We start from the raw sequence: 26,053 nt of genomic DNA, 5'->3' as shown, positions 1-26,053 counted from the left end.
TTCAAGCTTAGTCCGGTGATTTTCATCACTGTTTCACGATCGATACTCGCACTTCGGTGACTGTTCTGACAGTCACCGTAAGATCCTCTTTTAACATGAATCATTGAATACTGATTAAGAACTCTCAGCACGAGTTAGTGGCGTATTTGCTCAAGTTCGTTCTGACTCAACCCGGTCGTTTTCATTATCGTTTCACGGTCGATACCCATGTCGATCATCGCACACGCGATTTTCAGGATCCCCCGTTTTTCGCCTTTATTCAATCCTTCTTGGAGTCCTTCCTGCCGTCCTTCAATAAACCCTTTCTGGTGCCCCTTCTGCTCCAGTTTCTGCGCTATTGTCATCAGTACCTCCTCATACCTCGGGGACTGTTCTGCCAGTCGCCGGATAAAACCCTCTGGATCGGCAGTATCTCCCGCCTGTAATAAGTAGTTTAGCACGCTTTTTAGCTGTTCATCCGTATAGTAATCATACGTCAGCAGTATGACCAACTCTTGCAGTAACTCTGCCATATCTCGCTGCCGGATATGTTTTTGCACCATTTCCAATAACGCGACCCGTTTGTGCGTCAGGATTTCATCATCGGAGATGACCGTCACATCTACCAGCGGGAAAGGACCGGAATAGATTTCCTTCGCCAGGGCCGGATCATCGAAGCAGTCGAGCCAATTGGTACTCCAGGGATACGGCTGTATTTTCCCGTGATAAAACAACACCGGAATGACCAGCGGCAATTTTTCATGTCCCTGCTCCAGATGCCGTTGCATGGCTGAAATCCCGTAACGTAATAACCGAAATGCCATCATTTTGTCCGGGGAACTCTGGTGTTCGATCACGCAATACACATAACCTTCACCCTGCGCCGTTTTCAATGAATACAAAATGTCGGAATAATGCGCCCGCAGATTGTCTTCAATAAACGATCCTGATTCCAACCGCAGTGTATCCAGATCACAAACTGCCCGTAATGTCGCAGGCAAATGAATCTCCAGGAAGTCTCTGGCCGTATCGATATGACTTAAAAACTGTTTAAAAACAGCGTCATGTGGCGTTGATGTATTTTTTTTCTTCATCGGTGAATGGTAGCATACTTTCTTTTATATTGAAGGAATATTAAGCAAGAAACCGAGCTGACTGAGATGTCTTAAATTTTCTTTGACAAAAATGTTGATCGTATCTCAGATACTTTTATTTCCTTTCTTAAGCGAAGTTCAGGTTAAATATTAAAACCCTTAAAATAACTGATTTTTTATAAATCACATAACACAAGAATTACGACAAAACCCTAACAACGCCTTACTTCCTACTTTACGATTAATTATTAGTAAATTAAGTTACTCGTTAACGTAATAAATAGTCATAAAGATGTATATTCGCTCTAAATTATTCTGCTCAAACCTCATTATTATTACTCTTTTAATTTATTTGTGGAAAATAATCTAAGACCCACTACCCACAATCAGATTTAGTGTTAACCAGAAGTTATCAGTTGATAAATTTTTTCTATTATCTTTTTTAAAAAATATTGCTATCCTTATTTATGTCTTCATAGCAATAAAAAGTCAGCTTACACCGCAAGGGATAAGTTTTATGGCATCAACTCCCTGTGGGTAAAGGTAAATATGAAATAATCGGATATAACCTAATTAGGAGAGTAATATGAGTCACAACGATAGTTTTATAAATCAACGCTGGCTATTCAGAGAAAATAACCCTATCAATAATATCTTTACTGTATCTAATGGTCGATCAACCGCCATATTATTGCAGAATGGCAGCATAGCCGCCTAGGGAGACAGTAAACCTGAGGATACTAAAAAAGATATCGAATACGATTAATTCACCCATTAAGCGCTGTTTTTTAAGAATCGTGATTAACACGGGTGTAATAGCGAGTGGAATTAACAATATATCGCTATTCCACTCAACTACCTGAGTGTCCCGGATGCCAATATCCAAAGCTCCAGTGTCTGGATGCCCTCGCCAACCACGGTACTAAAGGGGTAACACTCTTAGATGAACGAAACTGTGTAGCAACGATCTGCACGGGATAACCGATGCAGAAAATAATAACTGGAAATAAGGAAAATCTCTGAAAGGTAGATGTAATCTGACCGGGACGGGATTATAGCAATCAATGAAAATTTTTAACCTAACAATCGGGGGATCATCCCCATCTGAATATTTAATGAATGCTGGCAACACATTCATCAGCGGAGTGAAACAGGATATTGGCCGGATAACGGCACATTGTCGCCGGTGGCCGATATGGGTGGGGGGAGTGAGCTTATCTGTAAGTGCGCTTTTCTCTACATCGGTTCTTGCATATACAGCTGAAATCATAGACTGGAATCCCCAGCTAGCCATTATTGCCCTCGGCCAGCCGATATTGGATGGGGAAAACAATAACGGTAAGCCAGTTCGTTATCCGCGAAAAGGGACAAGAAACTTAATAGGTGTTTTTCCATCAGGGTTCAATATTGAGTTTCCATTAACAGATTATCCCACCGTGTTAAAAGATCTTATGCTTTGGGTTAGAGCGCAAAACCGTCTCTTCGTTGTTCCGCACGTCGTTACAGGACAGTACACCTGTGAGATGACGGCCTACCGCAAAGACAGGAGACCAGGAACAGCCAAGGCAACACTTTTTACAGATGCCGTCGTTGTAAATAGGGATCTCCACCGGTTCACAGGGGATAGTAACGTGATGGAGTCCAAATTAAGGGATCTGTATTACACTGTAACCTGTAAGGGTACGGGTTTTTCATGGCAGCGGAAACCTGAAGAGAAAGTCAAATTCGAAAGTGACTGGAAGAATGGGGTGCCGTCAATTGAAATGCGAGACTGCAAAGATCCCCGCCATTATATCTATAACGTTGTTTTCTGGAGTCCGCCAGATGGTTTAAATCCCAATTTTAAAGATCCAGCCTTAGTGCTGCAATCTCACGCAGAAAACAATGATAACCAGCAGCAAGTGACCCCCTAAGCGTAAAGGTAATTTACCCGGGAGGGGTGATGGCAACAAATGGTCATCTTTAACAAGGCAGCCGGGGAACAATCCCCGGTTGAATAGGGCGTGTTAGACATTCAGCCTATAAATTCCGAAATATCCACTAGCCAACTTTCCCCCAGAAAATTTCTGTGGAAATGCATCGGTAACGCGACACGTATGAGCAGGTACGTGTATACTGTTACAAGAATTTTATTCTGCTTTATTTATACTCAATAGATTTCAAGTTACAGCACAGCAGTAAGTGAAAGCAACAACCTGAAAGATGAAGGGTATACATTGTTATCACGAACCACTAATCAATGACGGGATAAAATATACTAACTCAGCCTATCGAATATTCATTTTAAATCTCATTGCGTACTCCCGACGTTATTATCAAAATTAACTTTCAAATAAATATCAAAATAAAATAACCCTACTAAACAGTTTGGAAAATAAATATTAAAACCCTTAAAATAACTGATCTGTTATAAACCACATAACACAAGAATGACGACAAAACCCTAACAACACCTTACTTCCTACTTTGCCATTAATTATTAGCAAATCAAGTTACTCATTCACGTAATAATAGTCATAAAGATGTATATCCGCTCTAAATTCTTCGGTTCAAACCGCATTGTTATCACTCTTTTAATTTATTTGTGGAAAATAATCTAAGACCCACTACCCACAATCAGATTTAGTGTTAACCAGAAGTTATCAGTTGATAACTTTTTTCTATTATCCTTTTTCAAAGAGAGCTGCTAGTATTATCTATGTCTTATTAGTCACAGTAAAAAATCAGCTTAACCCGCAAGGGATAATTTTTATGGTATAGGCTCCCCTGTAGGTAAAAGGTAAATCCGATATAACCTTAATTTAGGTGAGTAATATGAATCAAAATGACATTTTCTCCCCTGGCATGGATATTAACGATAACCTTATATACCCAATAGATTTCAATTTGCAGCGCGGCGGCAAGTGAACGCAGCCAACAAAGCAGCAACTTGAAAGATGAAGGGTATAAAGGCAATACCGAGATCCTATTCTGGAAAAGGTAATAGCTCTCGTAGCAATACCCGTATTCTATACGCAACTCCCTAAGTTTTTGGGATAAGACTCATTATCCGGGATAGTCTTCCCTCCGGCCTCAAACGCAATGGACAATAGTCATGTTGGATGATCCATGTGTACGGCCAGTAATTGCTGATAAATCTGGCAGCAATAACGGAAGATGGCAGGCAAATATACCTTAAGCAATATGCCATCATCTTGGATCTTGAAAGTGATGTGAGGCAATTGAACGAAACCTGCCATTAAGGCAGGTAAGTGTAATAACGGCCTGCACGGGCGATCCGATGCAGAAAATAATCATCTGAAAAAGGAGGACCCTTAAAAGGCCAATACAATCTGGCCGGGACAGGGTTATCACAGAGAATGAAAATTTTTAACCTAACAATCGGGGGATCATCCCCATCTGAATATTTAATGAATGCTGGCAACACATCCATCAGCGGGGTGAAACAGGATATTGGCCGGATAACGGCACATTGTCGCCGGTGGCCGATATGGGTGGTGGGAGTGGGCTTATCTGTAAGTGCGCTTTTCTCTACCCCGGTTCTTGCATATAGAGCTGAAGTCATAGACTGGGTTCCCCAGCTAGCCATTATTGCCCTCGGCCAGCCGATATTGGATGGGGAAAACAATAACGGTAAGCCAGTTCGTTATCCGCCAAAAGGGACAAAAAACTTAATAGGTGTTTTTCCATCAAAGGTCAATGTTGAGTTTCCAAAAACAGAGTATCCCACCGTGTTAAAAGATCTTATGCTTTGGGTTAGAGCGCAAAACCATCTCTTCGTTGTTCCACACGTCGTTACAGGAAAGTACACCTGTGAGATGACGGCCTACCGCAAAGACAAGGCACCAGGAAAGGCCAAGTCAACACTTTTTACAGATGCCGTCGTTGTAAATAAGGATATCCACTGGTTCAAAGGGGATAGTAACGTGATGGAGTCCAAACTAGTAGATCTGTATTACACTGTATCCTGTAAGGGAACGGGTTTTTCATGGCAGCGGAAACCTGAAGAGAAAGTCAAATTCGAAAGTGACTGGAAGAATGGGGTGCCGTCAATTGAAATGCAAGACAGCAAAGATCCCAAATATTATATCTATAACGTTGCTTTCTGGAGTCCACCAGGTGGTTTAAATCCCAATTTTAAAGATCCAGCTACAGTGCAATCTCACGCAGAAAACAATGATAACCAGCAGCAAGTGACCCCCTAAGCGTAAAGGTAATTTACCCGGGAGGGGTGATGGCGACAAATGGTCATCTTTAACAAGACAGCCGGGGAACAATCCCCGGTTGAATAGGGCGTGTTAGATATTCAGCCTATAAATTCCGACGGGTAAAACCAAACAAGCGGCGATACAAAAATATCCACTCGCCAACTTTCCCCCAGAAAATTTCTGCGGAAATGCATCGGTAACGCGACACGTATGAGCAGGTACGTGTATACTGTTACAAGAATTTTATTCTGCTTTTATTTATCCCCAATAGATTTCAAGTTGCAGCGCAGCAGTAAGTGAAAGCAGCAACCTGGAAGATAAAGGGTATACATTGTTATCCAATCAACCAAGATATCATCATGATCCAAGGCACATTATATATTGTCTCTGCGCCAAGCGGGGCGGGTAAATCAAGCCTGATTCAGGCTTTATTAAAAACACAACCTTTGTACGATACTCAGGTTTCTGTTTCCCATACCACGCGCGCAATGCGTCCCGGTGAAAATCATGGTGAACACTATTTCTTTATCACTGAAGAAGCCTTTTGCCAAATGATCGATAATCACGAATTTCTGGAACACGCCCGTGTTTTCGGTAATTATTACGGTACATCCCAGAAAGTGATTGAAGAAACCCTGACCAGTGGCGTTGATGTCTTTCTTGATATCGATTGGCAAGGCGCGCAGCAGATCCGCAAACAAATGCCCTCTGCCCGCAGTATTTTTATCCTGCCACCGTCAAAAGAAGAGCTTTGCCGCCGTCTGCGCGGTCGGGGTCAGGACAGTGAAGACATTATTGAAAAACGCATGGAGCAGGCTGTTGCAGAAATGGTTCACTATAACGAGTATGATTATTTAATCGTTAATGACGATTTCAATACTGCATTGGCCGATCTGCACACCATTATCCGTTCAGAACGCCTGCATCGGGAGCGCCAGGCACAACGGCATGATGCTTTAATCAGCAAATTATTGGCAGACTGAACCCAATTTCAGTATTATGCCCAGTCATTTCTTTACCTGTGGAGTCGCACACATATGGCACGCGTAACTGTTCAAGACGCTGTAGAAAAAATTGGTAACCGTTTTGACCTGGTGTTGGTCGCTGCTCGTCGAGCACGTCAACTGCAAACAGGCGGTAAAGACCCGCTGGTTGCTGAAGAGAACGATAAAGTGACCGTTATCGCTCTACGTGAAGTAGAAGAGGGTCTGATTAACGGTAAAATCCTGGATGTCCGTGAGCGCCAGGAACAACAAGAACAGGAAGCAGCAGAAATGCAGGCGGTTTCCGCTATCGCGGAAAGTCGTCGTTAATCTACGGTAGGTCTGCCTTGTATCTGTTCGAAAGCCTGAATCTGCTTATCCAAAAATACCTGCCTGGGAGTCAAATTGAACTCCTCAAGCAGGCTTATTCTGTTGCACGGGATGCCCATGAAGGGCAAACCCGTACCAGTGGTGAACCCTACATTACGCACCCTGTCGCGGTTGCCTGTATTCTGTCCGAAATGCGTCTCGACCATGAGACACTGATGGCCGCTTTGTTGCATGATGTTATTGAAGACACACCCGCCACCTTTCAGGATATCGCACAACCTTTTGGCCCTGTGGTCGCTGGGTTAGTTGAGGGGGTTTCCAAGCTTGATAAGCTGAATTTCCGCGATAAAAAAGAGGCACAAGCAGAAAACTTCCGCAAAATGATCATGGCGATGGTGCAAGATATCCGCGTCATTTTGATCAAACTGGCAGACCGTACCCATAATATGCGTACTCTCGGGGCGTTACGTCCAGATAAACGCCGTCGTATCGCCCGGGAAACGTTAGAGATCTACAGCCCCTTAGCCCACCGTCTGGGGATTCATCATCTGAAAACGGAGTTAGAGGAATTAGGGTTTGAGGCCCTTCACCCTAACCGCTATCGGGTTATCAAAGAGGTGGTAAAAGCGGCCCGTGGTAACCGTAAGGAGATGATCCAGAAAATTTTGTCTGAAATTGCAGGCAGGCTGGCTGAAGCCAATATTGAGTGCAAAGTCAGTGGCAGGGAAAAACATCTCTATTCTATCTACCGGAAAATGCACCTCAAAGAGCAACGTTTCCATTCTATTATGGATATCTATGCATTTCGGGTCATTGTTAATAATGTTGATATCTGCTATCGGGTTTTGGGGCAGATGCACAGCCTGTATAAACCCCGCCCGGGCAGAGTCAAAGATTACATTGCTATTCCTAAGGCCAACGGCTATCAATCCTTGCACACTTCCCTGATTGGCCCTCATGGGGTGCCAGTTGAAGTCCAGATCCGCACCGAAGATATGGATCAAATGGCTGAAATGGGCGTCGCAGCACACTGGGCTTACAAAGAACAAGGTGAATCCGGTACCGCCGCGCAAGTTCGCGCTCAACGCTGGATGCAAAGTTTGCTGGAGCTACAGCAAAGTGCCGGCAGCTCTTTTGAATTTATCGAAAGCGTTAAATCTGATCTGTTTCCTGATGAGATTTACGTTTTTACCCCGAAAGGGCGCATTGTGGAATTACCCGCCGGTGCCACCCCAGTTGACTTTGCTTACGCCGTACACACCGATATTGGTCACGCCTGCGTGGGTTCGCGAGTGGATCGTCAGCCATATCCACTGTCTCAATCGCTTGCCAGCGGCCAAACCGTTGAAATTATCACCGCACCGGGCGCTCGTCCAAATGCGGCCTGGCTGAACTTTGTCGTCAGTTCAAAAGCCCGCGCTAAAATCCGCCAGTTGCTGAAAAACCTTAAGCGGGAAGACTCCATTGGGCTGGGCCGCCGCCTGTTAAATCACGCGTTAGGTAATGGGAAAAAACTTGTTGATATTCCACAGGAAAATATCACTAAAGAGTTGACGAGAATGAAACTCTCAACAATAGATGATCTACTGGCTGAAATCGGGCTTGGCAATACCATGAGTATCGTCGTCGCCCGCAACCTGTTAGGCGCACAGGAAAATACCACAAGCACCAGTAGCCATAACAACAGAGCACGTAAATTGCCCATCAAAGGCGCTGACGGTGTGCTTATTACTTTCGCCAAATGCTGCCGCCCCATTCCCGGAGACCCAATTATCGCCCATATCAGCCCCGGCAAAGGGTTGGTTATCCACCATGAATCCTGCCGTAATATTCGAGGCTATCAGAAAGAGCCCGAAAAATTTATGGCCGTTGAATGGGATAAAGAGATCAATAACGATTTCACCGCCGAAATAAAAGTGGATATGTTTAACCACCAAGGGGCTTTGGCGAATCTGACTGCCGCCATTAACGCCGCCAATTCCAGTATTCAAGGTATGAATACAGAAGAGAAAGATGGTCGTGTTTACTGCGCTTTTATCCGGCTGACCACCAAAGATCGTATTCAGTTAGCGAATATTATGCGCAAAATCCGAATTATGCCGGATGTGATGCGAGTCAGCCGTAACAGAAACTAAACCGGATAGCCCGTGCAAATCAGCAGGTGAACAGCCAACCGCGCTATCCACAGCCGACCCACAAGACACTACCGGCAATGACGGCACCAGCCGCACGTCATCCCGGTTATCAAAGAACAGACCAATCAATGCTGAATCAACCTCATCCAGTATGCGATCTAACCAACCCTCTTCCCCCACACCAAACATCAATACCAACCCGATAGCGATAAACAACAGTGGCAAAATCCATGTTCGGCACCAATACGCTAACAGCAGACGGGGATACAGCGAGTAGCGAATTTTGTTGCCCAATAAAAATCCACAGACAATCAGCAATACAATACCGATAACCAGTACTACCCGACTTATCAGCATCCCATAAGGCATCACACACGCAATCGATAAAAGCTCATCTTCCATCATGTCCCACCAAACAGCCACATGTGTGATACGACTCAGGAGATAAACGGAACACAAGCCCGCTGCAAAAACCAAGTGCGCATGTGATTAGCTTGTGATGATGTCCGGGAGCGCGTCGATTTCACCGTTTTCGTTACCGGCGCCTGACCCTTCTGGGGCATAGGTTCAACGACTGCCGTAACAATCAGCATCAGCCGACGGCTTCCCTGCTTCTCACGAAAGAAGACTTTTTCACAGGCAATCACATCACGTCGCTCATTGTAGATATAATTCATTACATCTGTTGCCCGGCGTTCCGTCACTCGGAACACCTGGCTGATTTCACTTTTGGTAAATCCGCGTCCCTTCAATAATCCCCAATACGCGACCGCCATGTACAACGGTGTATCATTCAAATGAGACAAGCAGGCAGGCAGACGAAAATCCCCATGATTACTTTGTTTACCCGTAATAGTCTGACTTCCAAGCAAATCGGTCTGACTGCCGCTTATCTGAAGCAGCATTGAATCATTAACATTGATTGTCATTTTACTCTCCCCCGGTGACTAACTGGTTTTCCTGTTACCACATGAGAAATGAAATACTGTGATTTATCTGAAATGAAATACCTATAGGCTAATCCGCCCACCATATTTAATGATTTGTGTAAAAATAACGCTCGTCGCAGGCGCTATGGCCTTACCACCGTCATGTCAAAATTCGTCTGGAAAGCACCATAATCCGAACGCTTCAATCTCCGGAGTTGCCAGACGCTTCCAGTGAAAGAGAAGCGAAAAGTCGTAGTCTGTTGTGTAGGTGGTGTAGATGGTGCAGGGTTCTCTACTTGAAGGCACACAAAACCACCCGTTCCTGCATCTTTACTATTATTACCGTCGGCAAATGTTATTTGCTTATTCATTGACTGCGTTGTATTACCTTTACCCACAACAATATTCCCCCCACAACTAAATTTAGGATCAGCACTGAAACTAACCGGACCACTCTGAGAAGGTCCCTGGACTGCTACGCTAGACAGCGCAAGCTTTACCCCCAACGCTTCATTATTAATCTCTTTATTATCCTCCTCTGCATTATGTATCACCCGCAACATTTGATTCTGAGTACCTGGCATTATATATTGGGAAGATGCCACCACAATTACCGTGCCGCCTGTATTTTCTCCTTCGGTGACAGTGCAGGAAACTTTCATTATACGCCAGCTCATATCCTTGAGTTTGACGGGGTTGAAGTGACCGCTTCCCGGGGGGTCGTCTACTGGCTGAACCTCACCAAAGTCAAATGTGTAGCCATAATTATAGTCCGCCGGAATAACACACTCTGGCGGCTGCAATATTACTGTAGGGTCTTTAATCTCAGGGAGACTACCTAGTGGTCGTTGCCAAACCACAAAATCGTTCTCACGTGAGGTCTTAACCTGAAATCCTACAAGATCACCATTAGGACTCGTGTCGAATTTGATCTTCTGGTCGGGATGTCGCTGCCATGAAAAGTTGTCCCCGCTACAAGAAGCATCGAATTTGAAATCTTGCAACGCCGCATTTTTTACATCTTCATCAATCTTGGTATCGCCATTGTTTACCTCAAGAGATTCGTATTCAGTTTGATTAAGACCCGAATTATTCATCATATCCAGCGAAAAGCGCTTTTCCGCTGTTCCCGGACGATTATCCTTAAAGCTAGCTTTAATTTTACAGTTGTATGTACCCGAGCTAACTTGCAAAGCGTCAAAGATTTTCCCCTTAGATACGAGCCGAAACTTAGCGTTCTCCATCGTTATTTTGGGGTCATCTCCTTGCCACAACATTGATGATACATTGGGAAACACAATATTTGCGCCTAAGTTTGCTTTCCCCGATGCTGGATAAGTGATGACAGAGCGATTCCACGGCACTGCTTGCCTAGGCCCAAGCGCATCACTAACTGCCGCTGCGTTCCAGTATTCTACTTGTGTAGCAAGTACCGAGGAGGAAGAAAAGATGCCCACAGATAGGCATATTACGCCTGCCCATGTCGGCCGCTGGCAACGATAAGCTACCATCCGACCAACAGCCTGCATTATCCTGTTAATAAACATTTTATTCATATTCATGCGATACCCAACCAAGGATTACTCCCCAATTGTCCTGTTAGAACTTCTCATTCGTTGCCATCACCCCGTCTCAGCCGAAATACGTCCACCTCTCAGGGGATTCCTCTTCTTTTGGTTTTCTGCATTGGATTGCCCGTGCAGATTGTCACCACATACAGCATCCCTTTTTAACGGCAGGTTTCGTTCAGTTGCCTCATTGGACTCCAACTCTTATCGCCTTTCTTCTTTATCGGAGGCGCTCCCAAGTCAAATGCCACCTCGCACTGGCTATCCGGTGTATTACTCCACTTCACTTTCAGTACCCCCTTAGACGGCATACCACTCAGGTACACTTGCCCACCATCTCCCACTATCGCCGCCAGATTTGTATCTGCCTCCCCTTTCAGCCCCGCCATTGCCCCAAACGGTACAGGTTTACCGTGATAGGTGAGATTCATCAGCAATTGCTGCCCAATACGTATGGGGTAATCCACTATCACAACAGCCCCCTTCGTCGGAAATACGTTCTTGCTGCCTTGCTCCATATTCGCCCCTTCAGGCAACGATGACGGGTCTAAGCTAATACTGTTACGGCTGTATGTCCTGGCATATGGCATAACCGCATACCCCCAGCGATCAGTAGTAACCGAGCTGGAGTTCATCACACGCACACCTTCAACCCCCGCGGTTCGCACTAACACAGCAGCATCACCAATACGCGATGCCAAGGTGACGCCATGCTGATGAGCAACCAATCCTCCGTTAAACCCATAGTTCACACTACGCCCCCCCTGTGAATCGTAGTTGTATCCCAAGTTCGCCTGCCCGAAAGCGCCATTGTATCCCATCGACACGGAGCCACTGTTTCCTTGCCCTTGATTAGCCTGGCTTTGTGATACGCTCCAGGACAGACTATTGTCATCCAGTACGGAACCACCTAACCCTAGCTGGCTATTGCTACGCCCAGAACTATCACGGAAAAAATTATAATTAGCATACGCATTATTCAGGGCCGCATAGGAACCAAATAAGCTCAGAGGAACATTCACGTTCAACGAAATTTGCCGGTTCTCAGGCCAATCACCATTACCTCGCATGCGATCAATGCTGTAATTAAGCCCCCAACCCACACGGTAGAAAGAACCATTCAACCCCATCGACAGCGTGGTATTGGTTTTAGAGCTGCCCCAGTAGTTATCCCGCCGACCACTGAGCCACAAGGAATAATTACCGGGCAATGACTGGCTTAGTCTCGTTTGCCAACTGCTACGCCGCCGTTCAGACATCCAATAGGGAAGTTCTCCCCAAACACTGTAGCCTTGGATATTCGCATCCGAGAAACTCAGATAATTACGGGTGGAATAGCGGTACGCGGTTAAATCCACTGTCGTGCCAGTGGTCAGCATACTTTTCGAATATTTAGCACGGTAAGACTCCCCGCGCAGGAAGTTAGTCGCATTTTGCAACCGAGTTCGAGCCGTCGTGACATCCGCAGATAACGCCCCCATCATACCAAGGGAAAACCCAGCCCCCAGCGCCGCAGACTGGTACGATTGCGCCACCAACCCCCCACCGTATAATGTGACGTTGCCAGGCAAACCGTAAATCATCGAGGCCATGCCAAACACCGGCTTACGATTGTTGTATCCCCCCGCACGATAGCGCCCGGCTGCCACTTCGTACTTAAATTGCCCCTGCCGCAGCATCATGGGCAAACTAGAATAGGCTTGACTGAACCCATGGTGGGTACCATCCGCCTCAGTTATCGTTACCTGTAAGTCGCCTGCGGTACTGCTGCCGACCAGATCTGTGATACGAAATGGGCCTGGCGCGACGTTGGTTTGGTAAATCACGCTTCCATTCTGCGTCACCGTAATCTGTGCATTGGATTTAGCTATCCCGCTGATAATCGGTGCAAAACCACTCTGCCTGCCAGGCATCATTGCGTCACTGGAGGCAAGCCCAATACCCCGATAAGGAAAACCATCAAATACCTGACCCGCTACGTTGCCAGTCGAGGTATCCCCTATCGTCAGATCACTGCGTAACATCACTACATCACGCTGCAAATAGGTTTGTAAAAAATTCCAACTTTGTTGGGATTGCGTCGTTTTCTTCGCTGGACCATTAAATGAGTCATACCAATTATAAGTCTGAGTACTATAAGAATAGGTGGCAGTATTACGCAGACGCCAGGCCCCCAAATTCAACCCAGAATTAAAGCTACCGAACAGACTCTGACTCGTCTGTTTATTGCCAGATTGTGAGCGTCGGTTCTGATTGCCATTAATATTGTAATTCAATAAAAAAGCCGGAATCCCCTCTTGCCACAACTTTGGATCAACCAAACCATTCTCCAAAGGTTTCATCGCTATCTGGGGAACACTCAAGCTCAACTTCATCTGAGAAAAATTCAGATGAGCCGTGGCCTGAGGAATGAATTTGCTTAATGGACTACCCATTGGTTTATCCGGCGGCAATGCTTTTAATGCCGGTATACTACCCACATTGACACCCGCAGCCTCCAATAAATTTGGGGTAAGTACAGGAACCAGCGCGTTACTATCAGCCCCATTATGCTGGAACGTAACATCACGTGAATCAAAGAAAGTACTATTAATGTAGATGTCAACTCGGTAAGTTCCCGGCGCCTGACCACCAGCAGTTTCAAACTGTGATAAATCCACCGTCTGCCCTGAACTTTGACCAAACTCCAATAAAGAAGGATCAAAATAGTCACGCGCTGTTACCTGAGTATGCCAACCCGCCAGTAATACCAACATCATCCGGTAAAAAACCGGTGAAAGGCACAATTCTATTCCGCATTTTGACAAGGACATAGCGGTGGAAATGCCCGGACTTATACGACAAATAGACGGACGTTCTGAACGACGGCTTATTGCCGGAATTATTACTTTCATTCTTAATTGCCATCTCTATTATTTAATACTAGGTCCGTTGCTCACCTATCTTCTGTTGATATCTGCAACGCCACTCACTATTAGCTAGCGGCGGCCAGAGACAACAACGGACCGGCTCTCTTCATCGGTATTTAAACCAAATTCATCGATAGCTCGCCACAATACTGTGACATGACTACCCGGTAGTGCTTTACCCGATGGCAGTGACCAGCTCTGCTGACTCAATGGCGGCACCATACTGAACAAACTCCCAGCAGGCACAGCAAACGAATTCACCTTCAGAGCCTGCAACGTTACCCAGAACGGCGACGGATTCGTTAGAGTCACAGTATCTTCCTTGACCGATACCTGTAACTGCTTCACTGCTCCAGCAACCCCCTCTTTTGGTAATCCTTTCGGACGATAGAACAACTTCACTGCCAGAGTCATGATCACTTTCATCTGGACAAGGTTATTTGGCACAGAATTTTCCTTCTCGGAAGGCAACAGACGCACATTCAGAAAGAACACCGACTCGCGATCTTTTGGAAAGTCCCCACCAGTACGAAGGATTTTCAGTACTTGACTACTGTGCGCATTCACCTTGCCCAGAGGAGGAATCACGATAAACGGCGCATTAACCGCTGTCGGTAAACCACTCTTTGGGTCCATTTCCCGTACCATTGACTGAATAAGGTAGTTGTCGTCACTGTTATTACTGAAAGTCGACATAACACCGTTGCTGGATGACCCAAGATAGATCACACGCGGCTCATCGATAAACATCCCCTGCGGTTCTGCTTTCAGTCGCGATACAGGCAAGATCGTTAACAAAGTACACAACACAGCTGTATATATCTGTTTCATTGAAGTATCCCATTCATGCCATGTAGTGTTCTTCATCCCCAAAATATTACTCAGTCCAAAACATTGCTTAGTGGCTCTGCAATACACCGTTCTGCGGCTTACTTTCTCCCCCGAAATCGGTCATCATCGCCCACGTCACCTTATCAGCCGCTTTACCTGCCAAGCCGGTCAGGGAATAAGTCACCTGACCAAAAGGCGCTAACATGGATGGCGCTTTATTCAGGTTTATGCTTTCACCAGCCAGGTTCAGCCAGGAAAATGTTTGGTAATACGGCGTCGGATTAACCACCACGACGGTATTGCTGGTTCGCCTAAACGTCAGCCGGGAATACGCCTGTTTCGGTGTCATCGGTAGATTATCTGGCCGGTAAATAAATTTAATGTTCATACCTAGCGAGATAGACAAGGATGCATCAACCTTATCCTGTTGCCCATCAGACTCACGGGGAGCTACCCCCGCAGGAATCGCATTGATGCGAAGACGAAACAGTGACTCACGATCAGCCGGGAAATCACCACCGGTACGGATAACGCGCATCACATTCGCGCTGTTACCCTCTAGACGAAATAAGGGGGGCAGCACAGTAAACGCCGATGACCGAGCCTTGATATCATCCCAAGAGGTCACTGCCGCTTGTATCAGATACGCGCTATCACCCGAATTCTGCAACGAGATACTTTGTACTTTGTCACTTTGATGATAAACCAGCCGTGTCTGTCCTAACATCAGACCGGCATGAACCGGTAACGCCATCATTGCCCATAGCCCCAATAATCCCATTATCCACGCTTTTATATTCATACCTTCCACTTCACTTCCGGCAACATTTATCAGGCGTACCTGAATTTAGTTATCACGAATACTCAAACTCAAAATGTATAGAGACATATAGACCTCCTCCGACCACTCTATGCCCTTTATCACCGGCCATAACCACCGAAAATGTCATGGATTGACCATCGTTATTATCAAGGTTCGGTTCAAAATCGAAGCGTACCGGTTCCTCCATGCCAGACTTCACCTCGACTAATCCCGGGTTAACGCCCCCCTCTTTGCTCAGCAACATTCCCACCCACTTAGCGTCAGAAACTGACGACCAAAAAAGGTAAGGATTGTTACTATCAGTGTCCTTCTCACCCGATACGAACAGAGTCGGTTGCTTTCTAATTTGAGAACCGTCCCCTTTGAGAGGGGCATGATTACAACCCGACAGAGTGAATTTTAACGTTCTTCTCGTTTCTTCCAGAGATGCACCATCCTTGAACTGACTGGCCCTGTAAGGTTTTTCGTAATTTATAGAATATGTGCCACCGGACATGCCATTCACTGACAGCACACAAGTCGGGGGCAACAGAAAACCGGTCAATGAAAAATTAGCAGTTGTCTCGTAAGGTCCAGTTTGAGCTTGCACCGGCAGAACCAGATTGGCACTCAACCCGACCATTATCATGACGAGTAACAAAGACTTTGTCCGATTGCGATAGCCTATTAAACAACTGTTCATACGTTTTTTATTATTCATTTTCATCCAACTCCCCTTCTCACTCGTTTCCCACTTTATATCCTCCGTGACAAACTGCCCTCACCGATAGGTAAATGTAAAAGTGACACTCGCATGTAATTGACCCGGTCGAATAACACCATCACCCTGCCGCTCCCTAGCGATCGCTACCACTATAGGAACTTCCGCCTGCTGGTCTTCAATTTCAATACTAAGATCATTGTTTAGCGATGCACTCCTGCCAGCGGTTATTAAATCATCCCAATCAATCTCGTCGTCTCCATCATCCGACACTGAATACATGAGAACAAATCCAAATCCCTCAGAACTATCAGAATCACGGAACATTTTGGGTTCGTTGTTGATGGTAGTACCTTCCACAGATATCTCGGGATCACTGAAAGTATTGGCATTCGGATAGCCACAATTAGTCAACTTCAATTGAAGCTTATGAGGGCTTAATATATCCCCTGGCTTTGCAAAGCTTGCTGCCGACAACGAACCGAAATCCAACGTACCTCCGCTGCTTATCTCCATATCACAAGGATCTGGAATAATCTCAGCATGAAGCTCCACATCCACTCCACTCGTTTGTGTGGGGAGACGCCGCCCCTCAGCCGCCCCACTGACCGCCAGAAACAATAGAACCAATATAGAACAGCAGAAGCAGCGCATTACCGCATATCTGCCCTTGGTCAGACAGGCCAACGGGTCATTCAGCCTATTTTTTTCTTGTCCTGTCACTGTCCCAAACATCGTACTTGCCTCAAATTAATTCTATGACTTTTCTGTTAACGGATATCGCACTGCAATGCCGATAACATCAGCGATAATCAAACGTAAATGTCATCGTTGCGCTGATTTTGCCTGTCTTTTTGCAATCAGCTGCCAGTTCACCGGCGACTTGAGCACACATCAGTGAAAACTTGACCGGCACAGAAACAGAAGGGGCGTGGTCATTTATGATTGTGCCTTTATTAGCCAAGTGAAATGGGACACCATTCTTCAAATACGAGGACCACTCCCCGCCATTGAGCGTCTTCAATTGCACAGTAATGCCCATTTCCGCCGTTGAAGCTGTACTTTCTGTACCACGATTACGAAACAGTGTTTCATCCGTATCAACGTGATCGCCGGTAACGGTGATTGTGGGAGTAATACTGTCTTTATTGACCACAGCAGTGCAATTTTTCAACGTCAGATAGGCTTCCTTGTTGATTTTGCCTGATACCACGTCTTTAAATTGCACAGTACCTAGTTCGATATTGCTGTCGCTCGCAGAGATATCACACGTCCCTTGGGTAATTGTGGCCTTAAACTTGGCAGAGACAGAATTCTTCGCCCACAAAGGAGCAGAAAAAAGCCACAAAACCCCCGCCATGCCGATGTAACTCAGGTACCTGCGTACATACAGAACCATTGAGATACCGGTTTTATTGGATTGTGCCATCGAAATTATCTCCTCCACCGAGATCGTTGATCACTGCCCATTCCACTTTCTTTTTATTCTGACTATTCTGAGCGGGATAAACGTGGGTACTAAAAGGCGCCAGCATCTGCGGATGACTTTCAGAAAACTTCACTGGCGCCCCATCAACTTTGATCTGGGTAAAGCTGATGTGATAAGGCGAATTGTTACTGACTTGAATGCCCCCGGCAGCATGGGTAAAGCGCAGCGCTTTGTATGCCTGCTCTGGCGTACCCACTAACCCCGTTGGCCGATAAAATAGTTTGATGGTGTTGCCGATGGCATAAGTTATCCCGCCGCCAATCTTGGCGCTTTCAAAACGCTGGCCCGGAGGATTATTACTACCGGGAATAGCAGAAGCATTAAAATAAAAGACACTTTCCCGGTCGGTTGGCAATTTGCTGGTATCACCTAAGATGCGCAGGACATTGGTTCCCTTAGGGTCCAAACGGAATAAAGGAGGAGAGACGTAAAAGGGTGCTTTACCGTTGCCATCAACGGTGCGAGTAATTTTAGTTGTCACTAGGTAAGGGATATTGGTTGTTGTATTGCGTACTGAGACTGTTGTTTCGGTTTTATCTTGTAAGAAAATAATACGTGTAGCATTGATGCCAAACCCGCCTTCAGCCAGACTCTGTGACGCGTACAAAAACGCGCTCAATACCAAGCCTTTTACTATGATGTTGGAAAGTCGGAGTTTACTGATCATTTTTTCTTTCTCATATTTTTGGCTCGGTCAGCCAATAGTTGCCTAATAAAGGCATCATTAGTCATCTGAGACTTTTCACCAAAGAAGCCCGAGGAGATGCTCCTCAGGCTAAAGCCACATAAAAGTCAGTTATACGCATAGGAGAAGGTGATGGGGGCATTAATCTTCTGGTGTTCAGGAACACCTTCGCCCGTTGTGGCTATATATACAACAAATTCTGCATGACTATTCGTCATATCAGGTTCCTCTTTGTTGTCTTTTTTCACAGTAGAAACGATCATAGGAACCGTGCTTTCACTTTTAATAGGCGTGAATACATTATTTTCTAGAGAATTTAGTAGTACTATACCTGCCGATTCATTAGTCTCTTTGTTAAAGAGATAACCCCCTGATTTCTGCAAGGTTTGACCTGTCACATACAACTTAACTTTACCTGTATCTGTATTTTCTTTAGAGCAGTTACTAAGACCAATAGTGAAATGCCTTTCACTGTCCTTTATAAATTTTAAAATTCCTGTGCCTGGAAATTTCGTACCTGCGGCGTCAAAATCTGTGTTTTTATGGTTCCCCGTATCCACCGACCCATTTGAACCAGGGTTGGTAACATCACATGTTGCAGCCACAATCATACCGGTAACATTTACTATGGTATTATTCGCCGCATTAGCAGCCGAAGCTGCCCCCAAAACCAACGCCGCCACGACGCTTATCTTTGATATCTTTTTCATTTCATTAATTCCACTTAATTATCGAACAAAAATCAAACTTAACTTTACATGCCATTTGCTGATTATCAGCAACACTCAGCTGTACATAAAATTGTCATTTAGGACCATTTTGACAATTGAGACACACTTTGGTATTTTAGTGTGAAAATACAGCATTACCGAAACAACTTAACGGCAATAATAAAAATTTAAGGATATTTTGTTGCTTAGACCGAAAAATAAGATCAACAATTTCAAGCAAGGGACCTGAGAGATTGGGATTGGCGTGTGTTAAAAGCAGACAAGTTGAGTTATTTTGGTGCAATTGTGGTAGATACATAATGCTTTACAAAGATATACAATTCTGTATCTTTTTTTATTAGAAAATTTTCAGTATAGTTCTATGGCTAGTGTGTCTCAATTGTCAAAATGGTCCTAAATGTAACGATCAACGTTTAGCTTTCACACCCCAAACTCCTTGAAAACGTTCAGCATTACTCGCTGTATAACGTACAGTATGACGAATGTTCTTATGTCCAAGGTAATCTTGTATCAGCCGGGTATCCACTCCCCGGTCTGCAAGGGCAAAGCCGCAAGCATGGCGCAACATATGCGGATGCGGAACGACAGCAATATTCGCCAATTGCCCTAATCGACTAACAATCTGGTAAATCCGCTGACGCGTAAGCGGCTTCCCAGAACGTGACAAGAACAACCAATCACTATCTGCCCCCAAAAAAGTTTTGCGCACTTTGAGCCATGCCTTAATCGCCCGGACCTCACGGAGCAACAGAGGATGGTTAGTACAAAACCCTCCTTTTAGCCGCCGGATATACAGGCATCGCTCTTTCAACTCCATATCAGATAACCGTAAATGTCTGGCTTCGCTAACGCGAAAGCCGTGGATAAAACTCATGTACACCAAACAGTAGTTCCGCTCTGGATTAGCGCCGACTTTCGCCATTTCCAACAGGCTTTCCACTTCTGACTGCGTCAGATATTTTCTTTGGCCCATGATTATTTCTCCCAAATATATTGATAGCACAACCCAGCTATTATCCCCTGACAGGCCCGTCCCCAATGCCGAGAGGCAAACCAAGAACAGACAAGACCCGGGGATAAAATACACACCATTAATTTGCCCAAATGGCATATTGTTCACTGGGGCTACAGAGGGTTATACAGATGAGAGGTAGAATTTAAACACCTTTTTTTGATTATTTTTTTATCACTATGAGATCACGCTGTTGAATTTAGTTGATATACAAGAATATATGACCTTGACTGTTACAGGAGCTCACCACGGCATATCAGTATAATTTTCAACCCGTTATTGGGGGGAATATTCCGTTGATTACGTTAAACCCGTCTGTATTATTATGGATAATGAATCAGGCCCAATCGTGCCCGGTAAAACAGGATGGACTGCCACACAATCAATGGAGAAAAAAATCGTATGAAAGGCCAACTGCTTGATGCTATCCCTTTAACATCCCTGCATGGCGTCGGGGCAAGTCAGGCAGCTAAACTGGCAAAAATGGGGCTGATTAATTTGCAGGATCTGCTATTGCACTTCCCGCTTCGTTATGAAGACCAAACACGCCTTTATACGATTAATGATCTTTTGCCGGGTATCCATGCCACAGTCACCGGTGAAATCCTCCATACCAATGTTGTTTTTGGCCGCCGCCGGATGATGACCTGCCAAATCAGTGATGGCACCGGGGTGCTTACACTGCGCTTTTTTCACTTCTCTGCGGCAATGAAAAATAATCTGGTCAAAGGGAAACAAGTTGTTGCCTACGGTGAAATCAGAAAAGGGAGTCATGGCGCGGAAATTATCCATCCTGAGTATAAAATCCAGAATTATGCCGGGAATGTGCAACTTCAAGAAACATTAACGCCTATTTATCCGACAACAGAAGGTGTTCGTCAGGCAGCTCTCCGCAAGCTGATTGATCAGGTGCTGGAATTGCTTGATACCTGTGCGATCAACGAACTCCTGCCGGAAGAGCTTAGCCGTTCGATGATCAGCCTGCCACAAGCATTACATACCCTGCACCGTCCACCGCCAGATATTGCGCTGGCTGATCTAGAAACCGGCAAACATCCAGCCCAGCGCCGTCTGATCCTAGAAGAACTTCTGGCGCATCATTTGAGTATGTTAGCAGTTAGAGCGGGTGCACAACGCCATCACGCTCAATCGCTGCCGACTGAAAACAAGTTAAAACAGCAGTTCCTCAACCGCCTGCCATTTTCTCCAACTAACGCGCAACAACGGGTTGCAGCGGAAATTGAGCAAGATCTAGCAAAAAATGTTCCCATGATGCGGCTGATTCAGGGAGATGTTGGTTCAGGAAAAACGCTGGTTGCCGCATTGGCTGCATTGCGGGTTATTGCGCATGGTAAGCAGGTCGCCTTAATGGCGCCAACTGAGCTACTGGCAGAACAACACGCAAATACATTTCGGCAATGGCTGGAACCGTTGGGTATTCAGGTCGGCTGGCTGGCTGGCAAGCAAAAGGGGAAAGCACGTCAGAAACAACAGGAAGCCATTGCCAGCGGGCAGGTCGCCATGATTGTTGGTACACATGCCATGTTTCAGGAACAGGTGAAATTTTCCGGTCTGGCGCTGGTGATTATTGATGAGCAACATCGATTTGGGGTGCATCAACGTCTGGCTTTGTGGGAAAAGGGGCGCGAACAGGGTTTTCATCCGCACCAATTGATTATGACGGCAACACCGATTCCCCGGACTCTGGCAATGACCGCCTACGCGGATCTCGATACTTCTGTTATTGATGAACTGCCACCGGGGAGAACACCGGTCACAACGGTTGCGATCCCGGATACACGCCGTGAAGAGATTATCAAACGGATCAAAAATGCCTGCCTTGATGAAAACAGGCAAGCCTATTGGGTCTGTACACTGATTGAAGATTCCGATGTGCTGGAAGCTCAGGCTGCGCAAGTCACCAGTGAAGAATTAACGCTCGCCTTGCCGGAATTAAAAGTTGGGTTGGTACATGGCCGAATGAAAGCCGCAGAAAAGCAGCAAGTGATGGAAGCTTTTAAGCGTGGAGAACTACAGCTTCTGGTTGCAACAACGGTTATTGAAGTGGGTGTGGATGTGCCGAATGCCAGTTTGATGATCATTGATAACCCGGAACGGCTCGGCTTGGCGCAACTTCATCAATTGCGCGGACGAGTTGGCCGCGGGGCTATCGCCTCTCATTGTGTTCTACTTTACAAAACGCCGCTGAGCAGTACCGCCAGAATACGCCTGCAAGTGCTTAGAGACAGTAATGATGGGTTTGTTATCGCACAGAAAGATCTGGAAATTCGTGGCCCCGGTGAATTGTTGGGGACGCGTCAAACAGGGAATGCGGAATTTAAGGTGGCTGATTTGTTGAGAGATCAGGGAATGTTGCCGGAAGTACAGCGTATTGCCCGGCATATCCACCAGCACTATCCTGAACATGCTCGCGCCTTAATTGAACGCTGGTTACCGGAACGGGCACATTATAGTAATGCGTGATTGAGAATATATCGGAGCGGGCTTTTCGCTTCTCAGCGCTGCTAAAAATACGGATATCTGGTTTTATCCAATTATTAAGATGCTCTGCTATAGAGCTTTCTTAATTATTCTATTGAATTGGCAATATATTATTTATGGACAAGCTAAAAAGTGGGACCGCGATCCCACTATAAAAATTGCTTTTTAAACCGACAACTAAAACAAAATTAATTTATTACACAAACATTGACCATTCTGTTTTACCGGAATATTTATCATATACTAACCTTGTAAAACTTACTGTTTTAAGTTTTTCACTTGAATCATAACGAAATTTCATTTCAGTCTGCGAAATATCATAACAGTCCATCCATCCATAATATTCATTCATGATTATTTTAGGTGGTATAGATTTTTTTGGTTGTCCATATTCCTCATGCATATCTTTTCGGGACATTCCAGGTTTAAAAATAATATCTCCAGATGAGCATTCGAAAGAATGGAGGGTATTATCGTCATCAATAATAAATAATGCCATATGAAAAAAAGCCATGTCTTCTTGCCGAAAAGCTAGGTAAATACCTTCATCAACCAGATGATATGAAACGTAATCATCATCCGAGAGACTACTTGGCTCTATATCGCGAGACAATTGTCCATTTTTAACCAAATATTCGTAATTTACTGGTTTATAATCAACATTTCTTAAATCGAACAGCAATGGTTCTATATCTTTTTTTGTGCACATTTTTATATAACCTCCACTCTAACGTAGCTTTATTTTAACACGGCATTATTTTAATATAATCCAAATTTTCTATTAATTTCATGAATTTTATTACGGGCGGCCTCCAATTTCTCTTCTGTCGCGCCGTATTTTTTGAGATCACCTTTTATAACATCAAAATTCCTATCCACTGCTTTTTCCAAATCCAGTGAATCTTCTTCCATTTTAGCTTTGTTTCTTCCTCCATAAGTTTCACTTATTTTACGATGAACATCAGTAGGAATGATAATAGCGGCCACTTGTTTAGAACGTTTTTCTAATTCATTCAAGTCCATATCAGGATTTTTGCGTTTTAAATGCAATTTCACCGCTGCTGCCGAAGGTATATGATCGGCATGATATCCGTCCCTAGGTCTGCCCTGAAAATCATCATACGATTCCACTTCCAAGAATTTTACAGCAGGTCTCTTGAAATAAACATAAATCGCAGGAATGCCTGGAATTGGAGTTACCAAGATATAATCTTTCAGGCCCCTTGGTTCTGGCATCGGATAAATTTCAATATTTATTCCTATCGGTTCTGGAATTGGCGTAACCAGAGGCGTACTTGGAATATCCAGCGGAATATGATATCCCGTATGATTCGGAAACCGAAAACCTGGATCAGCTGGCGTCCATAGAATTGACGGTTTGTTTGCATCGTCATCAATCGAGAATTCATAGCGGTTTAACTGAGCGTTATAATGCATGTAACGCACAGGAACCTGATCCAGACCATTTTCCTTTGTAGTATGATACGCCCCATGTGTTAATTCACCCGATGCAGGATCATTCACAAAACGGTAACGTACAGGAACCGATATTGTGCCATTTTTATCGGCAATATTTTCCAGTCCTTTTCGAGTTAGCAATCCGGAATTATAAAGTTTTTGTTCAGCACTTTTTTTCTTATTTTCCGCCTTATTGCGGCTTTCCACTATGGGGGTTAGTTCTTGTTTGGTTTGTTCGATTTTTTGATGTGCATCATATAAACGTATTCCTAGTCGCTCATAAAGAGCTGATATCATAAGGATACCAAGTCCAGGATGAGACTTTTCACGTTCTCTTCTTACTATTTCGTTAAAATAAGCTTTCTTCCCTTGTTGTAATAAAATATTAATTAAATCCTTATCATTAACTTTTATCTCACCTTTCGTAAACTCTAATTGTTTTTTCGTTTGCTCATATACCAACGGATATTTTACAGGATCGCTTAATGTCCTACCTTCTGGTGAATTTAAAAGCTGATTAAGCGGTTTTTGTTTTTCCTGATAATCAATATTAATAACGTCTAGCTCTTGACCAGCTTCGAAATATTCAGCAATAGCGGTTTCAGCAGGGTGCTTTGCTTTCCATTCTTGCTCACGTTTTAAAGTTTCTTCAATCTGCTTTCGTTCTTGTTGTTTTGTCAGAATTTTGGTCATGGAGACATAAATCGGCTCATGCTTTCCATCCTCAAAATAAACAATCGCGTCATGCGTGTTTAACCCAGATACGGGCAAATAACTTTCTATAGGAGCATTTTCATTAACTTTATTTTTTTTACCGAATCCACCAAACCCTCTATCACGGGGTTGTTTTATTTTTGATGTGTCCATTTTGATATGGACAGGTGGTGCATCAGGAATAATTTTTGCTGTATAAATGCCGTGACTAAAGTTTGAAACTTTTTCCGCCTTAACAACCGGAACATTAACTGTTTTATTAATGGTCCTAGTAATTGCCAGCTGTCGTTTTTGATCGTTATTAATAATATCTTTAACCTGAACTTCGACCGGCACGTTCGTTATAGAAGCTAAGGCAGTTGTGTTCAACGGAGATTTAGTAACCATTGTAGCTTTCATCACCATCAATGCCGAACGTTGGTTCTTTTCAAAACGACTTTGTGCTATCGCAGCGGCCCAGCCATCTGGGTCATGAGTAGAGAGTGTGGCATCCCCCATTGTCGTCGGATACAATGCGCCAAATGTAGTTGCCAATCTTCCTAAATAAGGCGCAGCCCTAACTGCAAAATTGCTGACACTCGTTGTATAAGGAGCTGCTTTAGTTCTGATATCATTGAGGGTATCAAGCGTTTTAGTTTTAGTATCATTGAGACTCTCAATCGCTTTCCTTAATGCCTCCCTGACTTCGTTCTGCACTTCTGTGGTATTAAACGTAAATCCCCACTTGTTGTTAATTAACTCAAGTGTCAGAGGATGAACAGAATATGGTGATACTAAAACCTGCGCACGTGGATCAACATGTCTGCTATTTCCACCACCATCACGTTGGTTTCCATTACCTTCTGGTCCTCCATAATTCCAACCACCGCCATTTGCTGTGACTGTCATGCTATCTTCCATTTTTCTATTCCATTGTTTTTATTGATAAAAATAGTTACAAAAACGTATTCATATACTTAGCTGTGTTAACAAA

General features: G+C 44.6%; 22 protein-coding genes. 7 read left to right on the top strand and 15 right to left on the bottom strand.

Annotation, left to right across the window (positions count from 1 at the left end; translation table 11 throughout):
* Nucleotides 1-134: 134 nt before the first annotated feature.
* Nucleotides 135-1,073, bottom strand: coding sequence for an Rpn family recombination-promoting nuclease/putative transposase (locus tag ACUN2T_RS01345; RefSeq protein WP_445495904.1), 939 nt, complete (start codon nt 1,071-1,073; stop codon nt 135-137).
* Nucleotides 1,074-1,659: 586 nt separating this feature from the next.
* Between ACUN2T_RS01345 and ACUN2T_RS01340 the strand changes: the two genes are divergently transcribed.
* The 6 genes from ACUN2T_RS01340 (at nt 1,660) to spoT (ending at nt 8,729) form a co-directional block, all read left to right on the top strand.
* Nucleotides 1,660-1,791, top strand: coding sequence for a hypothetical protein (locus tag ACUN2T_RS01340; RefSeq protein WP_445495903.1), 132 nt, complete (start codon nt 1,660-1,662; stop codon nt 1,789-1,791).
* A 397-nt stretch (nt 1,792-2,188) separates the two neighbouring features.
* A complete protein-coding gene (locus tag ACUN2T_RS01335) occupies nt 2,189-2,986 on the top strand; it encodes a hypothetical protein (protein ID WP_445495901.1) in 798 nt (265 codons plus the stop codon).
* 1,497 nt (nt 2,987-4,483) lie between these two features.
* The gene (locus tag ACUN2T_RS01330; protein WP_445495900.1) at nt 4,484-5,278 is read left to right on the top strand and encodes a hypothetical protein; all 795 of its coding nucleotides are present in this window, start codon (nt 4,484-4,486) and stop codon (nt 5,276-5,278) included.
* Between the two features lie 362 nt (nt 5,279-5,640).
* Nucleotides 5,641-6,264, top strand: a complete 624-nt coding sequence (gene gmk, locus ACUN2T_RS01325; RefSeq protein ID WP_021326362.1) for a guanylate kinase — start codon at nt 5,641-5,643, stop codon at nt 6,262-6,264.
* Between the two features lie 54 nt (nt 6,265-6,318).
* Nucleotides 6,319-6,594, top strand: coding sequence for a DNA-directed RNA polymerase subunit omega (rpoZ, locus tag ACUN2T_RS01320; RefSeq protein WP_011144672.1), 276 nt, complete (start codon nt 6,319-6,321; stop codon nt 6,592-6,594).
* A 17-nt stretch (nt 6,595-6,611) separates the two neighbouring features.
* Nucleotides 6,612-8,729 (top strand): bifunctional GTP diphosphokinase/guanosine-3',5'-bis pyrophosphate 3'-pyrophosphohydrolase, encoded by a 2,118-nt coding sequence (gene spoT / locus ACUN2T_RS01315; RefSeq protein WP_445495899.1) that lies wholly within the window; start codon nt 6,612-6,614, stop codon nt 8,727-8,729.
* Here the strand turns inward: spoT and ACUN2T_RS01310 are convergent.
* The 12 genes from ACUN2T_RS01310 to ACUN2T_RS01255 form a co-directional block, all read right to left on the bottom strand.
* Nucleotides 8,661-9,134, bottom strand: coding sequence for a hypothetical protein (locus tag ACUN2T_RS01310; protein WP_445495898.1), 474 nt, complete (start codon nt 9,132-9,134; stop codon nt 8,661-8,663). The genes spoT and ACUN2T_RS01310 overlap by 69 nt on opposite strands.
* A gap of 32 nt (nt 9,135-9,166) precedes the next feature.
* A complete protein-coding gene (locus tag ACUN2T_RS01305) occupies nt 9,167-9,658 on the bottom strand; it encodes a CaiF/GrlA family transcriptional regulator (RefSeq protein WP_054480509.1) in 492 nt (163 codons plus the stop codon).
* 143 nt (nt 9,659-9,801) lie between these two features.
* Entirely contained in the window at nt 9,802-11,220 is a 1,419-nt protein-coding gene (locus tag ACUN2T_RS01300; protein ID WP_445495897.1) for a hypothetical protein, read from the bottom strand.
* A 167-nt stretch (nt 11,221-11,387) separates the two neighbouring features.
* Complete coding sequence (locus tag ACUN2T_RS01295) at nt 11,388-14,120, bottom strand: fimbria/pilus outer membrane usher protein (RefSeq protein WP_445495895.1); 2,733 nt, start codon at nt 14,118-14,120, stop codon at nt 11,388-11,390.
* Nucleotides 14,121-14,204: 84 nt separating this feature from the next.
* Nucleotides 14,205-14,966: a fimbrial biogenesis chaperone gene (locus ACUN2T_RS01290; protein ID WP_445495894.1), complete on the bottom strand. Its 762-nt coding sequence runs from the start codon at nt 14,964-14,966 to the stop codon at nt 14,205-14,207.
* A gap of 67 nt (nt 14,967-15,033) precedes the next feature.
* A complete protein-coding gene (locus ACUN2T_RS01285) occupies nt 15,034-15,768 on the bottom strand; it encodes a fimbrial biogenesis chaperone (RefSeq protein WP_445495892.1) in 735 nt (244 codons plus the stop codon).
* A gap of 52 nt (nt 15,769-15,820) precedes the next feature.
* Nucleotides 15,821-16,495, bottom strand: coding sequence for a hypothetical protein (locus ACUN2T_RS01280; RefSeq protein ID WP_445495890.1), 675 nt, complete (start codon nt 16,493-16,495; stop codon nt 15,821-15,823).
* A gap of 54 nt (nt 16,496-16,549) precedes the next feature.
* The gene (locus tag ACUN2T_RS01275) at nt 16,550-17,224 is read right to left on the bottom strand and encodes a fimbrial protein (RefSeq protein ID WP_445495888.1); all 675 of its coding nucleotides are present in this window, start codon (nt 17,222-17,224) and stop codon (nt 16,550-16,552) included.
* 67 nt (nt 17,225-17,291) lie between these two features.
* A complete protein-coding gene (locus tag ACUN2T_RS01270; RefSeq protein ID WP_445495886.1) occupies nt 17,292-17,918 on the bottom strand; it encodes a fimbrial protein in 627 nt (208 codons plus the stop codon).
* Nucleotides 17,902-18,645 (bottom strand): fimbrial biogenesis chaperone, encoded by a 744-nt coding sequence (locus ACUN2T_RS01265; protein ID WP_445495885.1) that lies wholly within the window; start codon nt 18,643-18,645, stop codon nt 17,902-17,904. Before ACUN2T_RS01265 ends, ACUN2T_RS01270 begins: the two co-directional genes overlap by 17 nt.
* 125 nt (nt 18,646-18,770) lie before the next feature.
* A complete protein-coding gene (locus ACUN2T_RS01260; RefSeq protein ID WP_445495884.1) occupies nt 18,771-19,373 on the bottom strand; it encodes a fimbrial protein in 603 nt (200 codons plus the stop codon).
* Nucleotides 19,374-19,800: 427 nt separating this feature from the next.
* On the bottom strand, nt 19,801-20,367 hold the full coding sequence (locus tag ACUN2T_RS01255) for a tyrosine-type DNA invertase (RefSeq protein ID WP_445495882.1): 567 nt from the start codon (nt 20,365-20,367) through the stop codon (nt 19,801-19,803).
* A 441-nt stretch (nt 20,368-20,808) separates the two neighbouring features.
* Between ACUN2T_RS01255 and recG the strand changes: the two genes are divergently transcribed.
* Nucleotides 20,809-22,890 carry an ATP-dependent DNA helicase RecG gene (gene recG / locus ACUN2T_RS01250; RefSeq protein WP_445495880.1) on the top strand — a complete coding sequence of 694 codons (2,082 nt, stop codon included), beginning with the start codon at nt 20,809-20,811 and terminating at the stop codon, nt 22,888-22,890.
* Between the two features lie 214 nt (nt 22,891-23,104).
* Here recG and ACUN2T_RS01245 read toward each other — a convergent pair whose 3' ends face one another.
* Together ACUN2T_RS01245 and ACUN2T_RS01240 are read right to left on the bottom strand one after the other, a co-directional pair.
* On the bottom strand, nt 23,105-23,617 hold the full coding sequence (locus ACUN2T_RS01245; RefSeq protein WP_445495878.1) for a DUF6392 family protein: 513 nt from the start codon (nt 23,615-23,617) through the stop codon (nt 23,105-23,107).
* Between the two features lie 50 nt (nt 23,618-23,667).
* Complete coding sequence (locus tag ACUN2T_RS01240; RefSeq protein ID WP_445495876.1) at nt 23,668-25,980, bottom strand: S-type pyocin domain-containing protein; 2,313 nt, start codon at nt 25,978-25,980, stop codon at nt 23,668-23,670.
* Nucleotides 25,981-26,053 lie beyond the last annotated feature (73 nt).

This window comes from Photorhabdus machadonis (assembly GCF_052657765.1).
This window is presented reverse-complemented; position numbering and strand designations above follow the sequence as displayed.

Coding starts and splice junctions, on each gene's coding strand:
- ACUN2T_RS01280 (WP_445495890.1), bottom strand. CDS start 16,495: ATGAAAATGAATAATAAAAAACGTATGAACAGTTGTTTAATAGGCTAT.
- ACUN2T_RS01240 (WP_445495876.1), bottom strand. CDS start 25,980: ATGGAAGATAGCATGACAGTCACAGCAAATGGCGGTGGTTGGAATTAT.
- ACUN2T_RS01300 (WP_445495897.1), bottom strand. CDS start 11,220: ATGAATATGAATAAAATGTTTATTAACAGGATAATGCAGGCTGTTGGT.
- ACUN2T_RS01345 (WP_445495904.1), bottom strand. CDS start 1,073: ATGAAGAAAAAAAATACATCAACGCCACATGACGCTGTTTTTAAACAG.
- ACUN2T_RS01340 (WP_445495903.1), top strand. CDS start 1,660: ATGAGTCACAACGATAGTTTTATAAATCAACGCTGGCTATTCAGAGAA.
- ACUN2T_RS01270 (WP_445495886.1), bottom strand. CDS start 17,918: ATGGCACAATCCAATAAAACCGGTATCTCAATGGTTCTGTATGTACGC.
- ACUN2T_RS01245 (WP_445495878.1), bottom strand. CDS start 23,617: ATGTGCACAAAAAAAGATATAGAACCATTGCTGTTCGATTTAAGAAAT.
- ACUN2T_RS01260 (WP_445495884.1), bottom strand. CDS start 19,373: ATGAAAAAGATATCAAAGATAAGCGTCGTGGCGGCGTTGGTTTTGGGG.
- ACUN2T_RS01255 (WP_445495882.1), bottom strand. CDS start 20,367: ATGGGCCAAAGAAAATATCTGACGCAGTCAGAAGTGGAAAGCCTGTTG.
- recG (WP_445495880.1), top strand. CDS start 20,809: ATGAAAGGCCAACTGCTTGATGCTATCCCTTTAACATCCCTGCATGGC.
- ACUN2T_RS01310 (WP_445495898.1), bottom strand. CDS start 9,134: ATGATGGAAGATGAGCTTTTATCGATTGCGTGTGTGATGCCTTATGGG.
- rpoZ (WP_011144672.1), top strand. CDS start 6,319: ATGGCACGCGTAACTGTTCAAGACGCTGTAGAAAAAATTGGTAACCGT.
- ACUN2T_RS01305 (WP_054480509.1), bottom strand. CDS start 9,658: ATGACAATCAATGTTAATGATTCAATGCTGCTTCAGATAAGCGGCAGT.
- ACUN2T_RS01290 (WP_445495894.1), bottom strand. CDS start 14,966: ATGAAACAGATATATACAGCTGTGTTGTGTACTTTGTTAACGATCTTG.
- ACUN2T_RS01295 (WP_445495895.1), bottom strand. CDS start 14,120: ATGAAAGTAATAATTCCGGCAATAAGCCGTCGTTCAGAACGTCCGTCT.
- ACUN2T_RS01275 (WP_445495888.1), bottom strand. CDS start 17,224: ATGTTTGGGACAGTGACAGGACAAGAAAAAAATAGGCTGAATGACCCG.
- ACUN2T_RS01285 (WP_445495892.1), bottom strand. CDS start 15,768: ATGAATATAAAAGCGTGGATAATGGGATTATTGGGGCTATGGGCAATG.
- gmk (WP_021326362.1), top strand. CDS start 5,641: ATGATCCAAGGCACATTATATATTGTCTCTGCGCCAAGCGGGGCGGGT.
- ACUN2T_RS01265 (WP_445495885.1), bottom strand. CDS start 18,645: ATGATCAGTAAACTCCGACTTTCCAACATCATAGTAAAAGGCTTGGTA.
- ACUN2T_RS01335 (WP_445495901.1), top strand. CDS start 2,189: ATGAATGCTGGCAACACATTCATCAGCGGAGTGAAACAGGATATTGGC.
- ACUN2T_RS01330 (WP_445495900.1), top strand. CDS start 4,484: ATGAATGCTGGCAACACATCCATCAGCGGGGTGAAACAGGATATTGGC.